Annotated in this window: 20 protein-coding genes; 4 read left to right on the top strand and 16 right to left on the bottom strand. The window is 63.0% G+C overall.

Annotated elements, in window-relative coordinates:
* Positions 1–66: 66 nt before the first annotated feature.
* A complete protein-coding gene (locus MUN76_RS12390) occupies positions 67–1,581 on the top strand; it encodes a PucR family transcriptional regulator (protein ID WP_244685063.1) in 1,515 nt (504 codons plus the stop codon).
* 18 nt (positions 1,582–1,599) lie between these two features.
* Here MUN76_RS12390 and MUN76_RS12385 read toward each other — a convergent pair whose 3' ends face one another.
* From MUN76_RS12385 to MUN76_RS12315, 15 genes are all read right to left on the bottom strand, one after another.
* Entirely contained in the window at positions 1,600–2,394 is a 795-nt protein-coding gene (locus tag MUN76_RS12385; RefSeq protein WP_244685062.1) for a crotonase/enoyl-CoA hydratase family protein, read from the bottom strand.
* Entirely contained in the window at positions 2,391–3,164 is a 774-nt protein-coding gene (locus MUN76_RS12380) for a VOC family protein (protein WP_244685060.1), read from the bottom strand. The genes MUN76_RS12385 and MUN76_RS12380 overlap by 4 nt, the downstream gene beginning before the upstream one ends.
* Positions 3,165–3,184: 20 nt before the next feature.
* The gene (locus tag MUN76_RS12375) at positions 3,185–4,546 is read right to left on the bottom strand and encodes an acetyl-CoA carboxylase biotin carboxylase subunit (RefSeq protein ID WP_244685059.1); all 1,362 of its coding nucleotides are present in this window, start codon (positions 4,544–4,546) and stop codon (positions 3,185–3,187) included.
* Between the two features lie 39 nt (positions 4,547–4,585).
* Positions 4,586–4,801, bottom strand: a complete 216-nt coding sequence (locus MUN76_RS12370; RefSeq protein ID WP_244685057.1) for a biotin/lipoyl-binding carrier protein — start codon at positions 4,799–4,801, stop codon at positions 4,586–4,588.
* A gap of 69 nt (positions 4,802–4,870) precedes the next feature.
* Positions 4,871–6,439 (bottom strand): acyl-CoA carboxylase subunit beta, encoded by a 1,569-nt coding sequence (locus tag MUN76_RS12365; protein ID WP_244685055.1) that lies wholly within the window; start codon positions 6,437–6,439, stop codon positions 4,871–4,873.
* Positions 6,440–6,444: 5 nt separating this feature from the next.
* On the bottom strand, positions 6,445–7,947 hold the full coding sequence (locus MUN76_RS12360; RefSeq protein ID WP_244685053.1) for an AMP-binding protein: 1,503 nt from the start codon (positions 7,945–7,947) through the stop codon (positions 6,445–6,447).
* A 53-nt stretch (positions 7,948–8,000) separates the two neighbouring features.
* A complete protein-coding gene (locus MUN76_RS12355) occupies positions 8,001–8,741 on the bottom strand; it encodes an SDR family oxidoreductase (protein ID WP_244685051.1) in 741 nt (246 codons plus the stop codon).
* 2 nt (positions 8,742–8,743) lie between these two features.
* Positions 8,744–9,184 carry a MaoC family dehydratase gene (locus tag MUN76_RS12350; RefSeq protein WP_244685049.1) on the bottom strand — a complete coding sequence of 147 codons (441 nt, stop codon included), beginning with the start codon at positions 9,182–9,184 and terminating at the stop codon, positions 8,744–8,746.
* Positions 9,185–9,193: 9 nt separating this feature from the next.
* Entirely contained in the window at positions 9,194–10,075 is an 882-nt protein-coding gene (locus MUN76_RS12345) for a branched-chain amino acid ABC transporter permease (protein WP_244685047.1), read from the bottom strand.
* On the bottom strand, positions 10,075–10,788 hold the full coding sequence (locus tag MUN76_RS12340; RefSeq protein ID WP_244685046.1) for an ABC transporter ATP-binding protein: 714 nt from the start codon (positions 10,786–10,788) through the stop codon (positions 10,075–10,077). The genes MUN76_RS12345 and MUN76_RS12340 overlap by 1 nt, the downstream gene beginning before the upstream one ends.
* A 2-nt stretch (positions 10,789–10,790) precedes the next feature.
* Entirely contained in the window at positions 10,791–11,570 is a 780-nt protein-coding gene (locus MUN76_RS12335; RefSeq protein WP_244685044.1) for an ABC transporter ATP-binding protein, read from the bottom strand.
* A complete protein-coding gene (locus MUN76_RS12330) occupies positions 11,563–12,591 on the bottom strand; it encodes a branched-chain amino acid ABC transporter permease (RefSeq protein ID WP_244685042.1) in 1,029 nt (342 codons plus the stop codon). The genes MUN76_RS12335 and MUN76_RS12330 overlap by 8 nt, the downstream gene beginning before the upstream one ends.
* A gap of 5 nt (positions 12,592–12,596) precedes the next feature.
* Positions 12,597–13,817 carry an ABC transporter substrate-binding protein gene (locus MUN76_RS12325; RefSeq protein ID WP_256451791.1) on the bottom strand — a complete coding sequence of 407 codons (1,221 nt, stop codon included), beginning with the start codon at positions 13,815–13,817 and terminating at the stop codon, positions 12,597–12,599.
* Positions 13,818–13,858: 41 nt separating this feature from the next.
* Complete coding sequence (locus tag MUN76_RS12320; RefSeq protein ID WP_429952731.1) at positions 13,859–15,079, bottom strand: acetyl-CoA C-acetyltransferase; 1,221 nt, start codon at positions 15,077–15,079, stop codon at positions 13,859–13,861.
* Positions 15,076–15,495: an acyl-CoA thioesterase gene (locus MUN76_RS12315; RefSeq protein WP_244685039.1), complete on the bottom strand. Its 420-nt coding sequence runs from the start codon at positions 15,493–15,495 to the stop codon at positions 15,076–15,078. Before MUN76_RS12315 ends, MUN76_RS12320 begins: the two co-directional genes overlap by 4 nt.
* A gap of 167 nt (positions 15,496–15,662) precedes the next feature.
* On the opposite strand from MUN76_RS12315, the gene MUN76_RS12310 reads away from it, so the two are divergent.
* The 3 genes from MUN76_RS12310 to MUN76_RS12300 all read left to right on the top strand — a co-directional run bounded on the left by MUN76_RS12310 (position 15,663) and on the right by MUN76_RS12300 (position 17,570).
* Positions 15,663–16,271 (top strand): TetR/AcrR family transcriptional regulator, encoded by a 609-nt coding sequence (locus tag MUN76_RS12310; protein WP_244685037.1) that lies wholly within the window; start codon positions 15,663–15,665, stop codon positions 16,269–16,271.
* 64 nt (positions 16,272–16,335) lie between these two features.
* The gene (locus tag MUN76_RS12305; protein ID WP_244685035.1) at positions 16,336–16,581 is read left to right on the top strand and encodes a hypothetical protein; all 246 of its coding nucleotides are present in this window, start codon (positions 16,336–16,338) and stop codon (positions 16,579–16,581) included.
* A complete protein-coding gene (locus MUN76_RS12300; protein WP_244685034.1) occupies positions 16,578–17,570 on the top strand; it encodes an SRPBCC family protein in 993 nt (330 codons plus the stop codon). The genes MUN76_RS12305 and MUN76_RS12300 overlap by 4 nt, the downstream gene beginning before the upstream one ends.
* Before the next feature lie 51 nt (positions 17,571–17,621).
* Here the strand turns inward: MUN76_RS12300 and MUN76_RS15525 are convergent, their stop codons facing one another.
* Positions 17,622–17,744, bottom strand: a complete 123-nt coding sequence (locus MUN76_RS15525; RefSeq protein WP_256451790.1) for a hypothetical protein — start codon at positions 17,742–17,744, stop codon at positions 17,622–17,624.
* Positions 17,745–17,814 lie beyond the last annotated feature (70 nt).

Genomic DNA, 17,814 nt, shown 5'->3' with positions numbered 1-17,814 from the left:
GGAGGAACGCGCAATGGGAGCAGAAGTGGTCGGTTCGCCGCGTCACTCGGGTCCCCGCGCGCCGCAATGCCGACCCTCGCCTACGACCGCACCGCGCGGCTCCCGTCGGGGCCGCCGCGCATGACGTTCACGGTGCGAGCGCTCCTCGAACTCCCCGCTGCGCAGACGGTGTCGTTGACCCCCGGCGTCGGCGAGGAGCGGACCATCGCGTGGGCGCACGTCTGCGAGCTGCCGGAGCCCTGGCGCTGGCTCGGTCGCGGCGCGCTCGTGATGACGACGGGTCTCGGGGTCCCGGAGACCACCGAGGAGCAGTGCGCGTACCTCGACGGCATGCACCGCGCCGGGATCGCCGCCGTGACGATCGACGGGGTCATGATCGAGACCCCGTTCACGACGGCGGCGCTGACGCACGCCGCGCAGATCGGGTTTCCCGTGCTGCAGACGGCGCACGAGGTGCGCTTCGTCACCGTCGCCATGGCGGTCGCCGACAGCGTGCAGCAGGATCGTGCCGCCCGGGTGCAGCTGACGGAGCAGATGTACGCCGCGCTCGGCGAGCATCCGGACGATGCCCCGATCGAGGATCTGCTCTCGGCGCTCGAGCCGCTGCTCGGCGGGCCGCTCGCGCTCCTCCCGAGCGGCAGTCTCGGCATTCCCCGTACCCCGGGCACGATCCAGCGCGTCTCCCCGAACGTCGTGGCGATGTCGGTCCACGCCCCCGGGGATCCCGAGCTCCGCTTCGAGTCGACGACGCCGATCAACCGCGGCCTCCTGCAGCACGTCGTCGGGATCGTCGGCAGCGCGCTCTCGATCACGGCCGCGAACCACCGGAGCGAGTGGCTGCACGGCTCGCTGCTCCTCGCCGACCTCTGCGACGGCTCGGTGCCGTCGCCTCCGGCGCAGCACCTCGTCGCAGCCCACCGGGTCGAGCCGCCCTACCTCCTGGCGGTGCTCCAGAACGACAGCACGCGAGACGCGATCGACCGGGTGCACACGGTCTTCGCGGCCCAGCGCACCCCAGCTCTCGCCACGACGAAAGACGGTCAGGTGGTGGTCCTCGCCTCACTCGGGCAGGATCTCGATCTGGCGCTCGAAGCGCTCGCCGACGCCGAGACCCGGGTCGGGGTGAGCGCGGCGTTCTCCGGCCTCGACGACCTGGAGAGTGCGCTGCGCCAGGCGCGCAGCGCACTGATCCGGAACCACCAGGCCGGTCGCGTGATGCGCTTCGAGGAGCACGAGACGAGCTCGCTCTTCCTGCCGAACAACACCGAGCAGCTGCGCCACATCGCCCGCCAGGTGCTGGGGCCGCTGCAGACCTACGACGAGCAGCGGGGCACCTCGCTGACGCAGACGCTCCGCGTGTTCCTGGAGGAGAATCGCAGCTGGGTGCGGGCGTCGGAGCGGCTGTTCGTGCACCGCCAGACGCTCATCGCGCGGGTCTCGCGGATCGAGAAGATCATCGTGCGGGATCTCTCCTCGATGGAGGACACGGCCGAGTGCTGGCTCGCGGTGCAGGCGGCGATCGGGTGCGGCGATCTCGAGCCGAGCGACGTGGTGACGCACTCTTCAGACGATGAACTCTGAACGTGCCCGTCGTCCCTCTCAGGTCCCGGAGTAATCCGGGAGGCGTCGCTCGGCGAACGCCCTCGCCCCCTCCTCAGCGTCGCGGGACGACCACACTGGCCGGGCGATCTGATCTTGCATCCGCCAGGACTCCTGGAGACTCCAGTCCCGTCCCTCCACCAGAATCTGCTTGGTCGCTTGGACGGCGAGCGGCGCATTCCGCGCAATGCGCTCTGCGATGTCACGAGCTCGGTCGACCGCCGACCCTGGAGGCACCGAGTACCCCACCAATCCCGCCCGCAGCGCGTCCTCTCCGCTGATCGGCTCCCCGGTCAACGCGAGTTTCATCGCGAGTTGATAAGGAACACGACGGGAGAGATGCAGGAGGGCGCCACCGTCGGCGACCAGTCCGCGCTGCACCTCCGGAATCCCGAGCTTCGCATCCGACGCTGCGACGATGAGATCGCAGGCCAGAGCGATCTCCAACCCTCCCGCGAGTGCGAATCCCTCGACGGCGGCGATCACAGGCTTCAGCGGAGGCTTAGATGTCAGGCCCGCGAAACCACGTTCCGTGTGCATGCCGGTCTCTCCAGCGAGAAAGGCCTTGAGATCCAGGCCAGCGCAGAATCCTGACCCGCGTCCACTAACGACAGCGACCCGCAGCTCGGGGTCACGATCGAATTCCTCGAGACAGGATGCGAGGAGCTGCGCGACCTCATCGTTGATCGCGTTCCGTGCCGCAGGGCGGTTGAGCTCAATCTCCAGAACATGAGGCGTGGACGTGCGACAGACGACGGGTTGGCCCGGTCCCGACAGGGAGTGAATCGTGCTCATCGTGGTGCTCCGTCCTCGGAGTCGGGAGTGAGCCGCGCACTCCCAATGGCCATGCCGGTCGACGGGCCGCCTCGATACCCCAGGACACGGACTCCACTCTCGGGTCCGTCATGCACTCGCAGTACCGACTCCCCCCACGCAATTTCGACCATGCGATCGGCCGATGATGTCACGCGACCACCGAGCGGGCCGGTGAAGAGGCGCGCGATCCCGGCGACATCCTCGGACTCGAGTTCCACGCGCACCAGATGCGCGGGGGACGAAGGGCCGGGAAGCTCTCGAACACTCCGCCACCAATGACGATCGATGCCGTCCCGGTTGTGGGGAATGCTCGCGGGGTCCTCGACCACATCGGAGATGAAGTCGCGCATGGGCGGATACTCAAGATTCGTGTCCGCAATCTGCACGACCACTCCGAGTCCGTGATCGGTCGGCATGATGAATGCCTCCCTCCAAGGTGCGTAGTCGAGGTCGACTTGCACCACGGTGTATCCGGCCTCACGAACGTCACGAATGGTTCGCTCGACGTCGGGGACTGTGAACGTCAAGTGGTGCACGCCCTCACCCCGTTCGGCGAGAAACCGGCGCATGAACGTATCCGGACCGCCCTGAGGCTCGATCAGCTCAAGTTGCATTCCCAACTCTGCGTCCCCCATGCGGGTCAACACATACCGGAACCGAGCAGTCTGCTCACCACTGAGGGGAATGATCCCCATCGCTCTCCGGAGAGCTTCAAGCGTGGCTTCGGCATCTCGGACGCCGATCGACACGTGATCGAATTGTACGTCCCTCATGATTCAGCAGCGTTCGTCTTGAGCCAGGTGCGATCGCTCACCAAATCGGAACACGTTTCCGCATTGCGCCACTGAGAGGACTGCAGCAATGCTCGATGGAAGGGAATGAGCGTCGGGATACCTTCGATGCGATACCCATCGAGCGCGCGTATCATCGCCTCAGTCGCACTGTCCCGGTCGGGTCCGACGACCAGAAGCTTCGCGAGCATGGGATCGTAGAAGCTCGTGACCACAGTGCCGGCTTCCACCCCAGAATCGATTCGAACGTCAGTTCCGGTGGGCTCCGCATATTCGGTAATGGTTCCCGGCGCGGGTAGGAATCCTCGACTGGCGCGTTCCGCGTTGATCCGACACTCGATGGCGTGGCCCGTCAGTCGCACGTCATTCTGAGTGATCGAGAGCGCCTCTCCCGCGGCGACGCGAACTTGCTGTTCAATCAGGTCGATGCCCGTCACCAGCTCGGTGACCCCGTGCTCCACCTGGATCCTCGTGTTCATTTCGAGGAAGTAGTAGTCGTCCCCCACGAGCAGTCCCTCGACGGTGCCTGCCGACACATAGCCCACCGAGTGCGCAGCCGTCACGGCGATCTGCCCGATTCGCTCCCGGAGCTCAGGCGTGACCATCGGTGCAGGAGCCTCCTCAACGAGCTTCTGATGACGTCGTTGCACTGAGCAGTCCCGCTCGAACAAATGGATAACGTTGCCGTGAGAATCCGCGAGAATCTGTACTTCAATGTGACGTGGGTTCTCGAGATAACGCTCCAGATACACGCTCCCGTCACCGAAGAACCGCTCGCCTTCGCCCGAAGCACCCTCAATCGCAGCCTCAAGTTCGTCCTCAGCGTGAGCGACCCGGAAGCCCTTTCCCCCGCCCGCAGCTGAGGCCTTCACCGCGACCGGGAACCCGAGATCACGAGCAGTTTCGAACGCGAGTCTCCGGTCATCGATCGCCTCAACCGTGCCGGGAACGACCGGCACCCCTGCGTCCTGCATGGCGATCCGGGAGCCAATCTTCGACCCCATGGTGCGCATCGCATCCGCCCCCGGACCGATGAACACGATGCCTGCCTCATCGCATGCCATCACAAATTCGGGATTCTCGGCGAGGAAACCGTACCCGGGATGGATTGCGTCAGCCCCCGTGCTCCGAGCCGCTTCAATGATCCTGTCGGATCTGAGATAGCTCTCTCCCACCGGCGACGGTCCGATATGCACCGCCTCCCCTGCCTGTCGAACATAGGGGCTATGAGCGTCGGCGTCCGAGTAGACCGCGACTGACGCGATTCCCATTCGGTCGAGTGTCGCGATGACCCGAGAAGCGATCTCGCCTCGGTTCGCGATCAGCACTTTCGTGAACATGACGTTTCCTTTCCTGGCCCGTGAGCGTGCTCCTCCGCACTACTCGATAGTTGCGAGAAGCTGCCCTTCAATGACGCTCTCACCCTCGGCGACGTGCAGCTCGATCAATCGGGATGCCCGCTCCGCCTCGACGGGAATCTCCATCTTCATGGACTCGAGAATCATGATGGGATCCTCCGCGCCCAGGGATTCACCGACCTGGGCGGTGATCTTCCAGACCGTTGCGTTCATCTCGGCGGTAACTTCTACGGACATCTTCGGCTCCTTCTGCTTGGTTGGTCGGGGTGAGCGGTGCGTGACAGCGTCACGAGGGGACGGTCGGAGTCATGGACGGAGGCTCCATTGGCGGCGTTGCGGCCCGAGCTTGGTTTTCACCGCGTTCAGGCTCGCGTTGAGAAACGCCGCGACGACCGGTCGCGTCTCGCGGGGATCGATCATTTGTTCCACGCCGAAGGCCTCCGCAGTTCTCCAGGGGTCGGCGAGCTCCATCATGCGCTCTTCGACCGCCCGTCGATACGCCACGGGGTCGTCGGCAGCCTCAATCTCTCGACGGAATCCGGCTTCGACTCCACCTTCTACCGGCAGGTCCCCCCACTCTGCCGACGGCCAGGCGATGCGAAGACTCAATCCATCAGGGCTCGAGGTCGCAGACACCGCCATTCCATAGGCCTTCCGGACCTGCACGGTGACGACCGGAACCTCCGCTTCGACGAGCGACTGCACGGCTCGCATTCCCCAGCGGACAACATTGCCGCGTTCGGCATCCGGTCCGACCATGAATCCCGGAACGTCCACGAAATAGACGATCGGGAGGTGGAACGTGCTGCAGGTGTCGACGAAGCGCACCTGCTTCTCCGCTGCGGCGGCATCCAGCGAACCACCGAGATGCATGGGATTGCTCGCCAGGATTCCGACGGGGATACCGTCGATCCGCGCGTATCCAGTGACCAAGCTCTTTCCCCAGTTCGACCCCACTTCGAAGAAGGAGTCCTGATCCACGATGCAGGACACCATTTTGCGGACCTTATAGGGACGTCGTCGGTTCTCCGGAATGATGGTGAGCAACTCATCGGCCGTCCGGTCGACGGGGTCGCTCCGGTCTCCCCGCGGCGGCATCTCCCACACGTTCTGGGGCAGGTAACTCAGGACAGTACGCATCTGCTCCATGGCGTCATCCTCGTCCTCCGCGAGGTTGTCGACCGCTCCGGAGATTGCAGTATGGATCTCTGATCCGCCCAATTCGTACTTCGTCAGGTCCAGGCCGAGAGCTCGTTTGACGAGCGGGGGGCCGCCAGCGAACATCACCGAGTCCTTGGTCATCACACTGAAGTGGCTGAGAACGGTGCGCCCGGCAGTCCCTCCGACGGCTGCGCCACTCACCATGGTGAGTACCGGAACCTCGGAGAGCAGTTCGTACGAGCGCTTCCAGCTCATCGAACTGACGAGATACGCATGCCCCTTCTCCGCCTGTGCAGCGACATCGCCGCCGATGCCTTCCATAAACATGAGGAGAGGGATGCGGTATTCGTGTGCAAGGTCTTCGACGAATCCGCCGAGCCCGCCCTTCAATCGGTCCAGGTACGTTTGCGGAGCTCCACCACGGACAGTGAAATCTTCCCCACCCAATGCCACCGAGCGCCCATCGATGGTCGCGAGACCGCACACGTAACTCGAGGGCATCTTTCCGAGCAGATTTCCGGTCGCATCCACGTCGTCGTAGGCTGCGAATTCGCCGACTTCCTGGAATGACGCCGACAGCTTTTCGATGCGTTCTCGAATGGTGTATCTGCCCTGTGCGTGCGTGCGATCGACCCGTCGCTGGCCCCCGAGCTCACGAGCCAGTTCCTTTCGTCGCCGGAGTTCGGAGAGCGCATGTTCCCATGTGAATGACATCGTGGTTACCTCGATTCACCGAGTAGGAGCACCCGGTCGTAGATGGTGTCGCCCTCGATTTGCTTCGAGAGTCTGTGTTTCTGAATCACGCCGGTGCCGACGCTGTACACGAACGTCCCCGATGGGACGAGCTCAATGAAACGCGGTACCGCGAAGCGAGGCAACTGTTGAGCGCAGAAACGGAAGAATGCCTCGGGGTCGAACTGCTCTGCGACACGGGCGACGATCTTGATCTCGTCCTCGCCCCCCAGTGCATCGTGCACACTCACGGCTGCGCACTCGACCATGTGAGGTGCGTCCTTAAGTACCGCCTCGAGTTCGTATGCGGAGATGTTCTCGCCCCGACGACGGAGGCTGTCTGTCAATCTCCCCTCGTAGTACAGGAATCCGTCCTCATCGAACCTCCCGAGATCTCCGGTGTGATGCCAGAGACTCACCCTCGAGGCCAGCGTTGCCTCGGGACGTCTCCAATAGCCGAGCGAGAGCATGTTGGGGTACGTCGGTCGCAGCACGATCTCACCGACGCTGCCGGCGCTGAGCGGTTCCCCCTCTGGACTATGGATCTCCACCTCGATCCCAGCGCAGGCCCACCCGGCGCTGCCATCACGGTGACGGTCCACGGTCTCAAAGGTCGGCCCGTCGCATTCGGTCTGACCGTAAAAGGCCTGAATACGAATCCCTGCCTGACCGAAGAAAGAACGGGAGGTGGAGGGGATCGGTGCCCCGATGAATCGAGTCACTCGATGCCCATGTGACGGCACCTCACGCGTTTCGAGTGCAGATAGGAGAGCCCCGATGACGAAGACCCAAGACGCATCGAACCGACTCGCCTCCTCCCAGAACCGGCTCACGCTGAATCTGCGATTAAACGCGATGGTCGCCCCCGACTGGATCGCCGCAGCGAAGACGATGTGGAAGTCCACGTGGAAGAACGGCAGTGTGAAGTAACCGACGTCGCTCGTGTGCATCTCCAAGACGGAACCGAAGACTGAGCCGAGATTTGCGAAGTACCCCTGCGACAGCATCACCCCTTTCGAGGGACCTGTCGTGCCGGAGGTGTACAGAATCGTGGACAGATCCGCAGCGGCGATCGTTGCGTACTGCTCGTCGAGGAGCCGCGCCGCTTCGTGGGTGGCAGGAGCCGGAGTGGCGTCGGCATCGACGCGCGACACGGTGTCCAGGATGCCTGCCAGATACGGGGTGAACTCGTTCTCGGCGACGATAAGGCTCGGGTCGGAATCCTCCAAGCAGTGCTGCAGCATTGCTCCGCGCAACTCCGAGTTGATCGAGACCTCAACGGCTCCGAGCCAATAGATGCCATACTGCCAGGCCAGCCTCCATTCGGAGTTCCCGCTGACGATGGCAACGCGCTGGCCCCGTTGCACACCCAATTCGGCGAGGCGCTGAGCGCACGCGCGAGCCGCATCAGCAAATTCGCTTACCGTCCACTGCGTGTCTGCCCAACGGAGCAATGGCGCATCCGACCGGATGCGCTCCGCTTCGATCAAGTCAGCGACGGGCCCTCGACGATTGAGTTGAGCTCCCGGCAGTATCGAAGTATTCACAGGTGCAGTTCCCCTCCGTTGACATCGAGCACGTGCGCATTGATGTAGGACGATTCTTCCGACAGGAGGAATGCCGCCGCAGCTGCGATCTCCTCAGGTTGCCCGAGGCGCCCCAGCAGGATGGTTTCCTTCCAGGTCGCCTTTACCCGCTCCGGGACCTGATTGGTCATCGGAGTTTCGATCGCGCCGGGCGCTACAGCGTTGCTCCGGATCCCGTACCGCGCTTGCTCCAGCGCGACGCTCTTCGTCAGGCCGACGATGGCTGCCTTGGCCGCGGAATAGTTCGTCTGTCCGAACACACCGTGCCGCCCCGAGGAGGAAATGTTCACGATGGAACCCCGACCTCCGGCTCGCATCGATGGGATCACCGCCTTGCACCCGAGCCAACTCGCACGCACATGCGTTGCGATGACCACGTCGAAGGCTTCCGCGTCCATCCGGAGCATCGAGGCGTCTCGCGTGATTCCAGCGTTATTCACCAGGCCGGTGATCTCACCGAACCGTGCACGCCCGCGCTCAACGACGCCCTCCCAATCCGCGGCGTTCGTCACGTCAAGTCTGCAAAATTCTGCTCGATCCAAGACTTCCGATGCGAGAGATCCGCGGAACTCTCCGAGAGCGTGTTCGTTGATATCTGTGATGATCACCGGGCGAGCATCGGCGAGCAAACGCCGCGCAATCGCCCGTCCGATTCCAGACCCTGCGCCGGTCACGATCACTGGTGCTTCTGCGTTCATCTTCACTCCTCCCCGCCGACGAACAACGTATCGATGCCGTCCTGCACGATCTCATCGTTCTGATTGCGGGTCTCTACCCTGACGTGGACCACGCCGGCGCCTGCCCGCGACCGGCTGGGCGCGAGTCCTTCGATCGTCTGCATGACCCGCACCGTATCTCCCGGATACACCGGGGCGATCATTTTCCGTTGCACCTCCAGGTAACCGAGAATATGGAGCTCATCGATTCCCGGTGTCCTGATTCCGCTCCCGATGGCGAGGACGAGCAGGCCGTGAGCGATGCGCCCCGGGAAGTCGGTATGTGCCCGCACCCACTCCACGTCGGTATGTAACGGATTGAAATCCCCGCTCACACCGGCAAAGGCTTGGATGTCTGATTCGGTCACTGTCCGACCGGCGCTCTGATATGTCTGCCCAATCTTCAGTTGCGCAAAATAGATCATTCGAGGCACCTACAGCTTTACCGTTTTCTTCACGCCGACGAAGCCGTTGGGGCGGAAGAGGAGGAACACGATGAGGACTCCGATCACGATGGCATCGAGCAGTGTGGTGGAGATGTACGCGCCGACGAGCGACTCGAGGATTCCGAGTGCCATCCCGCCGATGAATGCTCCTCGAATGGATCCGATCCCACCGATGATCGCCGCGATGAAGGCCTTCAAGGTAATGGTGAACCCGAGGTCAATCGTGATGGTCCTGAAGTTCGTGATGTACAAGATCAGACCCAAAATGCCGATAATTGCACTAAGCGCATACACCAGAGCAACGATGCGGTTGACGTTGATTCCCATGAGCTCTGCGGTCTCCCGGTCTTGCGACACCGCGGTGATGGCCTGACCATGACGAGATCGACTCAAGAAGATCTGGAACGCGACGACAACCACGATCGCAACGACGATATTGATGATCGCATTTGAGGTCACTCGGAACCCTCCGAGCACGAATGTCTCACTCGGGAAGAGTCCCTCCCCAATCGTCACGGGCGACACCCCCCAGATCAGGCGCGCGATGTTCCGCAGAATGAACCCGGCTGCCATGGCAGCGATGAACGCCATGAAGATCTGCTTCCGCGACATCAGTGGACGATAGACGCCTCGCTCAATCAGCACCGCGATCAACGCGGCGATCAACATGGCCACCAGAATCGCAGCCCACAATGGAACTCCGGCGATGACGAGGGTGGTGAACACGAATGCCGCGAATATGAGCGTGTCACCGTGGGCGAAATGCATGAGTCCGAGCACCTGGTAGACGAGGCCATAGCCGACCGTCCAGAGCGCGTACTGCGAGCCAATGCTGATGCCATTGATGAGCTGTTGGATAAAGAGTTCCATCACTCGGCCACCTTTTCGAAGTAGTGTGATCCGACAGCCTCGGGAGTCGTATCGGTGACAGATGAACTGAATGTGATCTCGCCGCCGTTGAGTACTGCAACCCGATCGCAGAGCGACATGGCCTTGACCACGTTCTGTTCGACCAGGAGCACCGAGAGATCCCGCTCCTCCACCAGTTCCTTGAGGGCCACATACACCTGATCGATGAGCACGGGGGCCAAGCCGAGGGAGGGCTCGTCAAGGAGGAGGAGCTTCGGCCGAGACATCAGCGCTCGCCCAATCGCAAGAATCTGCTGCTCTCCACCCGACAAGAGGCCAGCAGCCGAATCGCGACGGCGAGCGATGACCGGCCACCGATCGAGGAACTGCTCGATCTCTCGACGCACCGCGCTCCGGTCACTCCTCGCGTATGCCCCGATCTGCAGGTTCTCCTCGGTGGTCATGCGGGGGAAGACTCGTCGGCCCTCCGGGCACAACGCGATTCCACGTCGCACCACCTGTGATGGAGACACCTGCTTCAACGAGGCGTGTTCCCACATCACGTCACCGCGACGCAGGGCGAGCTGTCGGGAGATGACTCGGAGCAGCGTCGACTTCCCCGCGCCGTTGGGGCCGCATACGGAAAGGACTTCACTGTCGCGAACCTCGAGTGACAGGCCGTGAAGCACCTTTGTCATCCCGTACCCCGCATGCACATTGTCCATCACGAGCATGGCTATTCACCTCCCACGTAAATGTCGCGAACGACCTGGCTCACGGCAATCTCTTCCGCTGGACCATCTGCGAGAACACGACCGCCATCCATGACGATTGCCCGATCTGAGACGTCGAGCACGAGCTCCAGCCGGTGTTCGACAAGGAAGAGAGCCATCGGTTGTTGCGGATCACGTGCCAGCTGCACGATCATTCTGACCAGGTGATCCGCCTCATCAACTCCCATGCCGGCCGTTGGCTCGTCCAAGATGAGATAACGCGGTTTGAGCGCGATGGACCGCGCGATCTCCAGTCGTTTCTGTTCGGCATACGATAATTCGCTCACCCGGTCGTTGAGCCGATGCTCAAGGTCGACTCGGTGCAAGGCTTCTCGGGCGAGGAGATCGGCCTCCCAAGCTCTCCTCCGTGCAACGGGGAGGCCCAAGAGCGACGCAAGTGATGCACCCACAAAGCCGTACCCGGTCGTCAGCATCGGGTAGACCCCGGCGAGACAGTTTTCCAAGACGGTCATCTCGTCAACCAGGCGGAGGTTCTGGAAGGTCCGCACGAGGCCTTCACGACGCACTCGTTCTGGTGGAAGATGCGACAGCGAAGCGCCGTCGAGTGTCACAGCTCCTGAAGTGGGGCGATAGAACCCGCTGATCACGTTGATCAGGGTCGACTTTCCAGATCCATTCGGACCAATGACGCCCAGAACTTCGCCGTCTTCGACTCTGAAGTTCACGTCGTCGAGAGCAGTGACACCCCCGAACTTCATCGTAATCGCTGATACTTCAAGCATCTTCGTTCCTCCGTCGTCGCTTCAGCACCAGCCGCTGGTAGGCGTCGCGCACGACGCCGCCACGGATGAAGACCGCGATGAGCACTGCGATCCCCACGATGCCGACGCTGTAGTCGCTCAGTCCTCGAGCTTGCTCGTTCAGCCAGGTGAATCCGAAGGCGACGAGGACGGCTCCAGGGAGGCTCGCCATGCCGCCGATGATCACGTAGAGACTCATCATGAACGATGGATCGAAAGCGAAGTCGGCCGGGGTGATGAACTTGATGCTTCCAACGAGAAAACCTCCCGCAAGGCCCGCGAACGCCGAACTGATCACCATGCCAAATACCCGAGTTCGGAGCGGCGATATTCCGAGACTCCGTGCCGCGAGTTCGTCGTATCGCAGCACGAGCATGGATCTTCCGGTGAAGCTCCGGCTCATCCGATGAACGATGAAGTAGACGAATGCCAAGAGCGCCAGACAGAGGTAATAGACATGGACCTTGTTTGAGAAGTCGAGTCCGAGCAGCGACATTTCTGGCAGCCCGAAGAACCCCTCGCGTCCGCGAGTGAGGTCCGGAAGGTTGGCGAGCGCTTGCGCGACTGCGATCGTCACGCCGAGGGAGACGAGAACAAAGTAGTCTCCTTCGACACGCGCACTCGCTGTGGCGAGAATGGCCCCCGCAATACCCGCGACGACGACGCCTGCGAGCAGTGCCGCTCCGAAACCCCATCCATGATCTGTGACAAGTATTGCAACGGTGTATGCACCAAGTCCGTAGAACGTCGCTTGCGACAGGTTCAGGAGTCCAAGGTAACCCAGAGAGAGGACCAGGGGCGCAACGACCGCGGCGTTCAGGAACCCGATGGAGAACACCTGCAACTGCAACGCAGAGGAGGTGATCAGGGGGACCACGAACGCCGCGGCGATGGCGATCGGCACGCCCAATCGCAATACGCGTGAGACGACTCGACGAACACTCAGATCCGTGGCGCGAATCTGACGAATCTGCTGTGTTTCCGAGAGCTTTCGGGCGGCCATTGCGTTTACTTCCCTGCTACTGTTCCGTCACCGAAGGCGGAGTAGTACTTGACGAGTTCGCGGTCGCTCGGCTCGGGGCCAGTGACGCGCGAAATGGTCACGATGCGCTCTTCCGGACGCAGGTCCGAGTTGAAAGCAATCGGCCCCAGAAGCCCTTCACCCTCAACCTGCGGAATGTACTCGATGAGTTGTTCACGCTCCGTGGCGCCTGCCTCGATAGCTGCGGCGATCGTCAGCACGCTATCGAACGTGTGAGCGGCCGCGGCGGGCATGGTCTTGCCGTACTCGGTGCGGAACTGCTCCGAGATCTCTGCGGCGAGCGAACCATCAGCGGGGAACGCATCCATGGGGTCGAGCTGGTAGAAGTCTCCAGTATTCAGCGCCGATCCGGCGGCCGCGCCGAAGCTCTCGCCCCAACCCTCACCGAGGAAGTCGACGAAGGGCTGATCCATCCCCATGCCCCGCATTTGGCTGGCGATCTTTCCGGCGTCGGACTGGAAGGCGCCAGACATCACTACGTCCGGACTGCTGCTCTCAATACTGGTCAAGAGCGTGGAGAAGTCTGTCGTGCCCTCCGTGTAGGTCTGCTTTGAGACGTTGGATGCACCCCCGGCTTCGAGGCCCTCATCTAGCCCCGCGTAATACGAGTCGAGGAAGGAGTAGTCGCCAGCAATGGACCCCACCGAGGTGGCTCCCAGCTCTTCCGTCACAAACGCGCCGCCAACGAGACCGGTGTTCGAGACCGCAGTGAGCACGAGCGCGAGGTTGTCAGCCTGATCAGTGAGGAAGTCCGCGGCTGCGAAGGAGACCACCATGCCCATCCCAGCACTGTCCAGCACGGTGCCGGCGGCCTGCGCCTGCGCGCTGGTGATGAAGCCAGTGAGCGCGAAGATGCTCGGATCGTCGATGACCCGCGCAGCAATAGTGGTCGCGGCTTCCGTACTTTCTTGGTCGTCCACGCCCTCGATCTCGAAGGTCGCCCCCGCGAGATCCCCCGTCTGCACTCCGCCCTGTTCATTCAGGTAGGCAGCGGCAAGCTCCGCACCATGCAACATGTCTTGACCTGACTCCGCAGATCCGCCGGTCAAGGGTGCCGCGACGAGGATCTTGATGGTCTCTCGCCCATCACTCCCCGATTCCGTAGCTCCTCCGGAACAGCTGGACAGGAGCAAAGCCGCACTGCTCGCCAACGCAAAAACTCCGAAGAGTCGTTTTCCGTGTCTCATTGTTCGTTCCTTTCGTCTCACATGTGATGTTCGGTCAGATTTCAGTTGAGTCTCTGCAGAATCATGGCGGCCCCCTGCCCCCCGGCGACGCACATCGTCACGAGCCCGAGCTCCTCATCGCGCTCTTCGAGCGAGTGCAGCAGAGTCGTCGTGATCCGGGCTCCGGTTGATCCGAAGGGATGGCCTAACGCGATGGCACCACCGTTGACATTGAGCCTGTCGTCATCGACACCGATAGCACGGGCCGAGGCAATGACCTGCGCCGCGAAGGCCTCATTCAACTCCACCTGGTCAATGTCCCCGATCGACATTCCCGCACGTGAGAGAGCTCGAGCTGTCGCCTCGACGGGCCCCAATCCCATGATCTCGGGTGACAGCGCGGAAACTGCAGTGGAGACAATCCTCGCAAGGGGCCGCACTCCCAACCGACGAGCCTTTTCAGCGCTCATGACGACAACGGCGGAAGCCCCATCGTTCAGCGGGCATGCATTCCCTGCAGTGACGGTGCCGCCCTCTCGGAACACAGGCTGCAGCGATTCCAGTGCGTCGAGGGTCGTACTGGGCCTAGGGCTGTCGTCGGCGGCAATCTCTGTGCCATCGGGAAGCGTGAATGGATCTATCTCAGCGGACCAGAACCCTCGATGGTCCGCCGCAGCCGTTCGTCGCTGCGACTCGAGTGCGTACTCGTCCATTTCACGACGAGAGATACCTGCGAGGCTTGCCACATTCTCAGCCGTCTGACCCATCGACAGGTACACATCGGGGAGCGCCCCACGTGATCGAGGATCGGTCCATCTCGAGTTCTGGTTCCCGACACCCTCGTCTCCGCCGGCTCCACTCAAGAACTCCGGATTCTCTGCGTCCGGAAAGACATCAGCGTCTCCGAAACGATAGGCGGAGATGCTCTCCACTCCGCCGGCAACAAAGACGTCGCCCTCGCCTGCTACCACGGCGTGGGCCGCCATGCGGATGCTCTGGACGCTGGAGGCGCAGTAGCGGTTCACGGTTGTCCCGGGCACGCTGTCGAGCCCACGGAGCACCGCAACGACCCGCGCGATGTTGAAACCCTGTTGGGCCGCTGGTGAGCCGCACCCAATAATGATGTCCTCGATCTCGCGAGCCTCGAGACCGGGGATTCGTTCGAGTACGCTCCCAACCGTGTGTGCCAGAAGGTCATCTGGACGAACGTCACGGAGTGACCCTTTCACGGCTCGTCCGATCGGCGACCGCGAGGTTGCGACGATGACAGCGTCTCGGATCATGACCGGCCCTCATTCTCGATTCGAAGTGATTCAACTCGGGCTCGCTCCTGCTCCGTGAGCGCACGAGACTTGCGGCCGGTGGCATCCCAGAGCACCACAACTGATCGGCTCTTCGCGCAGATCTCATTCCTTGACGCGATCTCTTCAACCAGTTCAATACTCGAGTTCCCCACCGCGCACACGATGAAACGCGCGGCGATTGCTGGGGGGTCAATCGTCAGCTCTCTCAGATAGTCGATTTCGAGACGAGCAAGGACGTACGCACTCGGGTTCTCAAATCCGAGGTCCGCAAGAAATGCCGTACGGGCCTCGTCCAGGAGCGTCAGGAAAGTGCCGTGATAGACGTGCCCTTGATTGTCGAGATCGCGCCACCGCAGCCCGACGGCATATTCCTTGACCTCAGCCCCGTTGCTCACATCACACCTAACTAATCTATTTCGTTCGGATGAAATAAAATGTAGCGGTGTACGCGAAGTCCGTCAAGATGTGATTCAACATTGCCGAAACCGCATTGCATCCCATTGGCAAACCCGTATGATGAAGGAAGTTTTGTAACACATGTGAAACATTACGGAGTGATGCAATGCCCAAGATCGTGGACCACGACCTCCGCCGCGAGGAGGTATCGGATGCCGTCCTGCAATTGATTGCGCGCGAAGGCATCGGGGCTGTGACCCTTCGCGCTGTCGCGCGCGAGTCCGGGTGGTCGACGGGCGTCATCGGGCACTACTTCGCCAACCGACACGCGATGCTCATCGCAGCGCTCCGTCGTGCCGCTTACCTGCAGGCGACACAGTTCAAAATGACCCGCCAGGAGGGCGGCACAGCGCTCGAGCAACTGCGCCGCGCACTGATCAGCGTCCTCCCCCTGGACGAGCGCAGAGTCGCACTCACCCGAATCTTCCTCTTCTTCTACGCCGAGGGCGCACAGGACGAAGCCTCTCGTGATGAGATCGCCGAGTATCTCGAGAACTGGCGACGAATTGTCGAACGGATTCTGAGCCGAGCCGTCGAGCAGGGAGAGCTGTCGGAAGACATTGACACCGTGGCGAAGGCCGCGCAGCTGGTTGCCTGCGCCGACGCTATCTCGAGCCACGCCATTCTGGATCCACAGATCCTCAAGCTCGTGCAGGACCGGCCGGATATCGCGTTCGACGGTCTCCTGAACACTGCGATCATCCCCCAGCTCTAATAGCGAAGACGCCGCAAGCAACTCCGGTTGACACATTGTGACGTGTCAATGTAGGTTGCTGAACATGGAATCCACTCAGCTCGCGGCGGTTGCCGCGGACACCAGCGATCCGCGCGCGGGCCTCCGCGCCGTCGCCTCGCTGCGCGCACTCACCGACCGGCTCGAGCTCACCCAGGTGGAGGCCGCGCTCCGGGCGGGCTTGAACTGGCAGCAGGTGGCCGACGCGCTCGGCGTCTCCCGGCAGGCGGTGCACAAGAAGTTCGCGAAGCGGATCGATCCGACGATCGCCGTGCCGAAAAGGACCTCGTGAGCAAGTTCGCCGATGCCGCCAACACCTCGCACACCCTGTCGCTCGCGGCCATGGAGGAGGCCTCCCGCCTCGGTCAGCGCACCGCCGACATCGACCACCTGCTGCTCGCCCTCGTGCTGAGCGAGCAGACCGCGGGGCAGGTGCTCCGAAGCTTCGGCATCGACCTCGCGGGTGCGCGCGACGCGGTGGCGGCGCAGCACGCCGAGCACCTCGCCGCAGTGGGCGTCCACGCACCCGCTCCCGAGCCGGGCGGCATCGTGTTCCACGAGACCGACGGTTACACGTGGAGCGACCGCGCCCTCGCGCTCATCGGCCGCGCGAGCGGTGGCGACCGACGGGGGGATGCGACAGCCGTGCTCCGCGAGCTCGTCGCGGAGCCCAGCGGCATGATCGAGGCGACACTGGTGCGCCTGGGCACCTCACCCGCGGCCGTGACGGCCCGGCTGGACGAGGTGGAACGCACGTCGCCGCACCGACCGCAGCGCCCGATTCGACCGGGTGAACTCTCCGGGTCCTCGGAGGCCTTCATCCCGGCTGCACCCGACGCGGTGTGGGCCGTCCTCGCCGATCCGGCCCGCATGCCGGGGTGGGAGCCGAGCATCGGGAGCGTCTCGAACGCACCGGCAGCGATCCGCGTCGGCGACACCTGGGCGGCGCACGCGCGCACCGAGCGACCCGACGGCAAGCCGATCCGGGTCAAGCCCGCCTTCATCGACCAGGTCGTCGAACTGGCCGTCGCCTCGGACCCGCACCTCATCGAGTGGCGCTTCTCCTATCCCGATGCCCCACGGGCGAACGCGCGCCGGCTCCGGATCCAGCTCGAACCCGCAGCGGGCGGCACACAGCTCCGGATCGCCCTCGCGTGGGAGCGCCACCCGGATCGGGCGCGGAGACCGCTCCTCGGACTGCTGATGCGCCCGGTCGTCCGGGTGGTGCTGTGGCTCCAGCTCTCCCAGCTGGGGAGCGGCATCAGCCGCGTGTTCCGCTAGGCGCGAGCGCAGGCGCGGATGCAGGCGCGGGGGCTCAGCCCCGCAGCGCCGCTAGTCGCGGACGCAGGTGCACCGGCGCTCGTCGGGAACCCCCGCCAGCGCCTCCTCGATGTGCTGGCCGCAGCCGACCCAGGTGACCTTGCCGCAGGTATCGCAGGGGGCGGGAGCGCACATCGTGTTTCCTCTCTCGGTGGCCACCGCAGCGGCCGGCCGGGGCGTCGGCATCGAACGGATGCTCCGAAGA

This window comes from Leucobacter rhizosphaerae (genome assembly GCF_022919175.1).
Lineage (GTDB): Bacteria > Actinomycetota > Actinomycetes > Actinomycetales > Microbacteriaceae > Leucobacter > Leucobacter rhizosphaerae.
The sequence above is the reverse complement of the archived record's forward strand: the minus strand, read 5'-3'. Positions and strand labels throughout refer to the sequence as shown.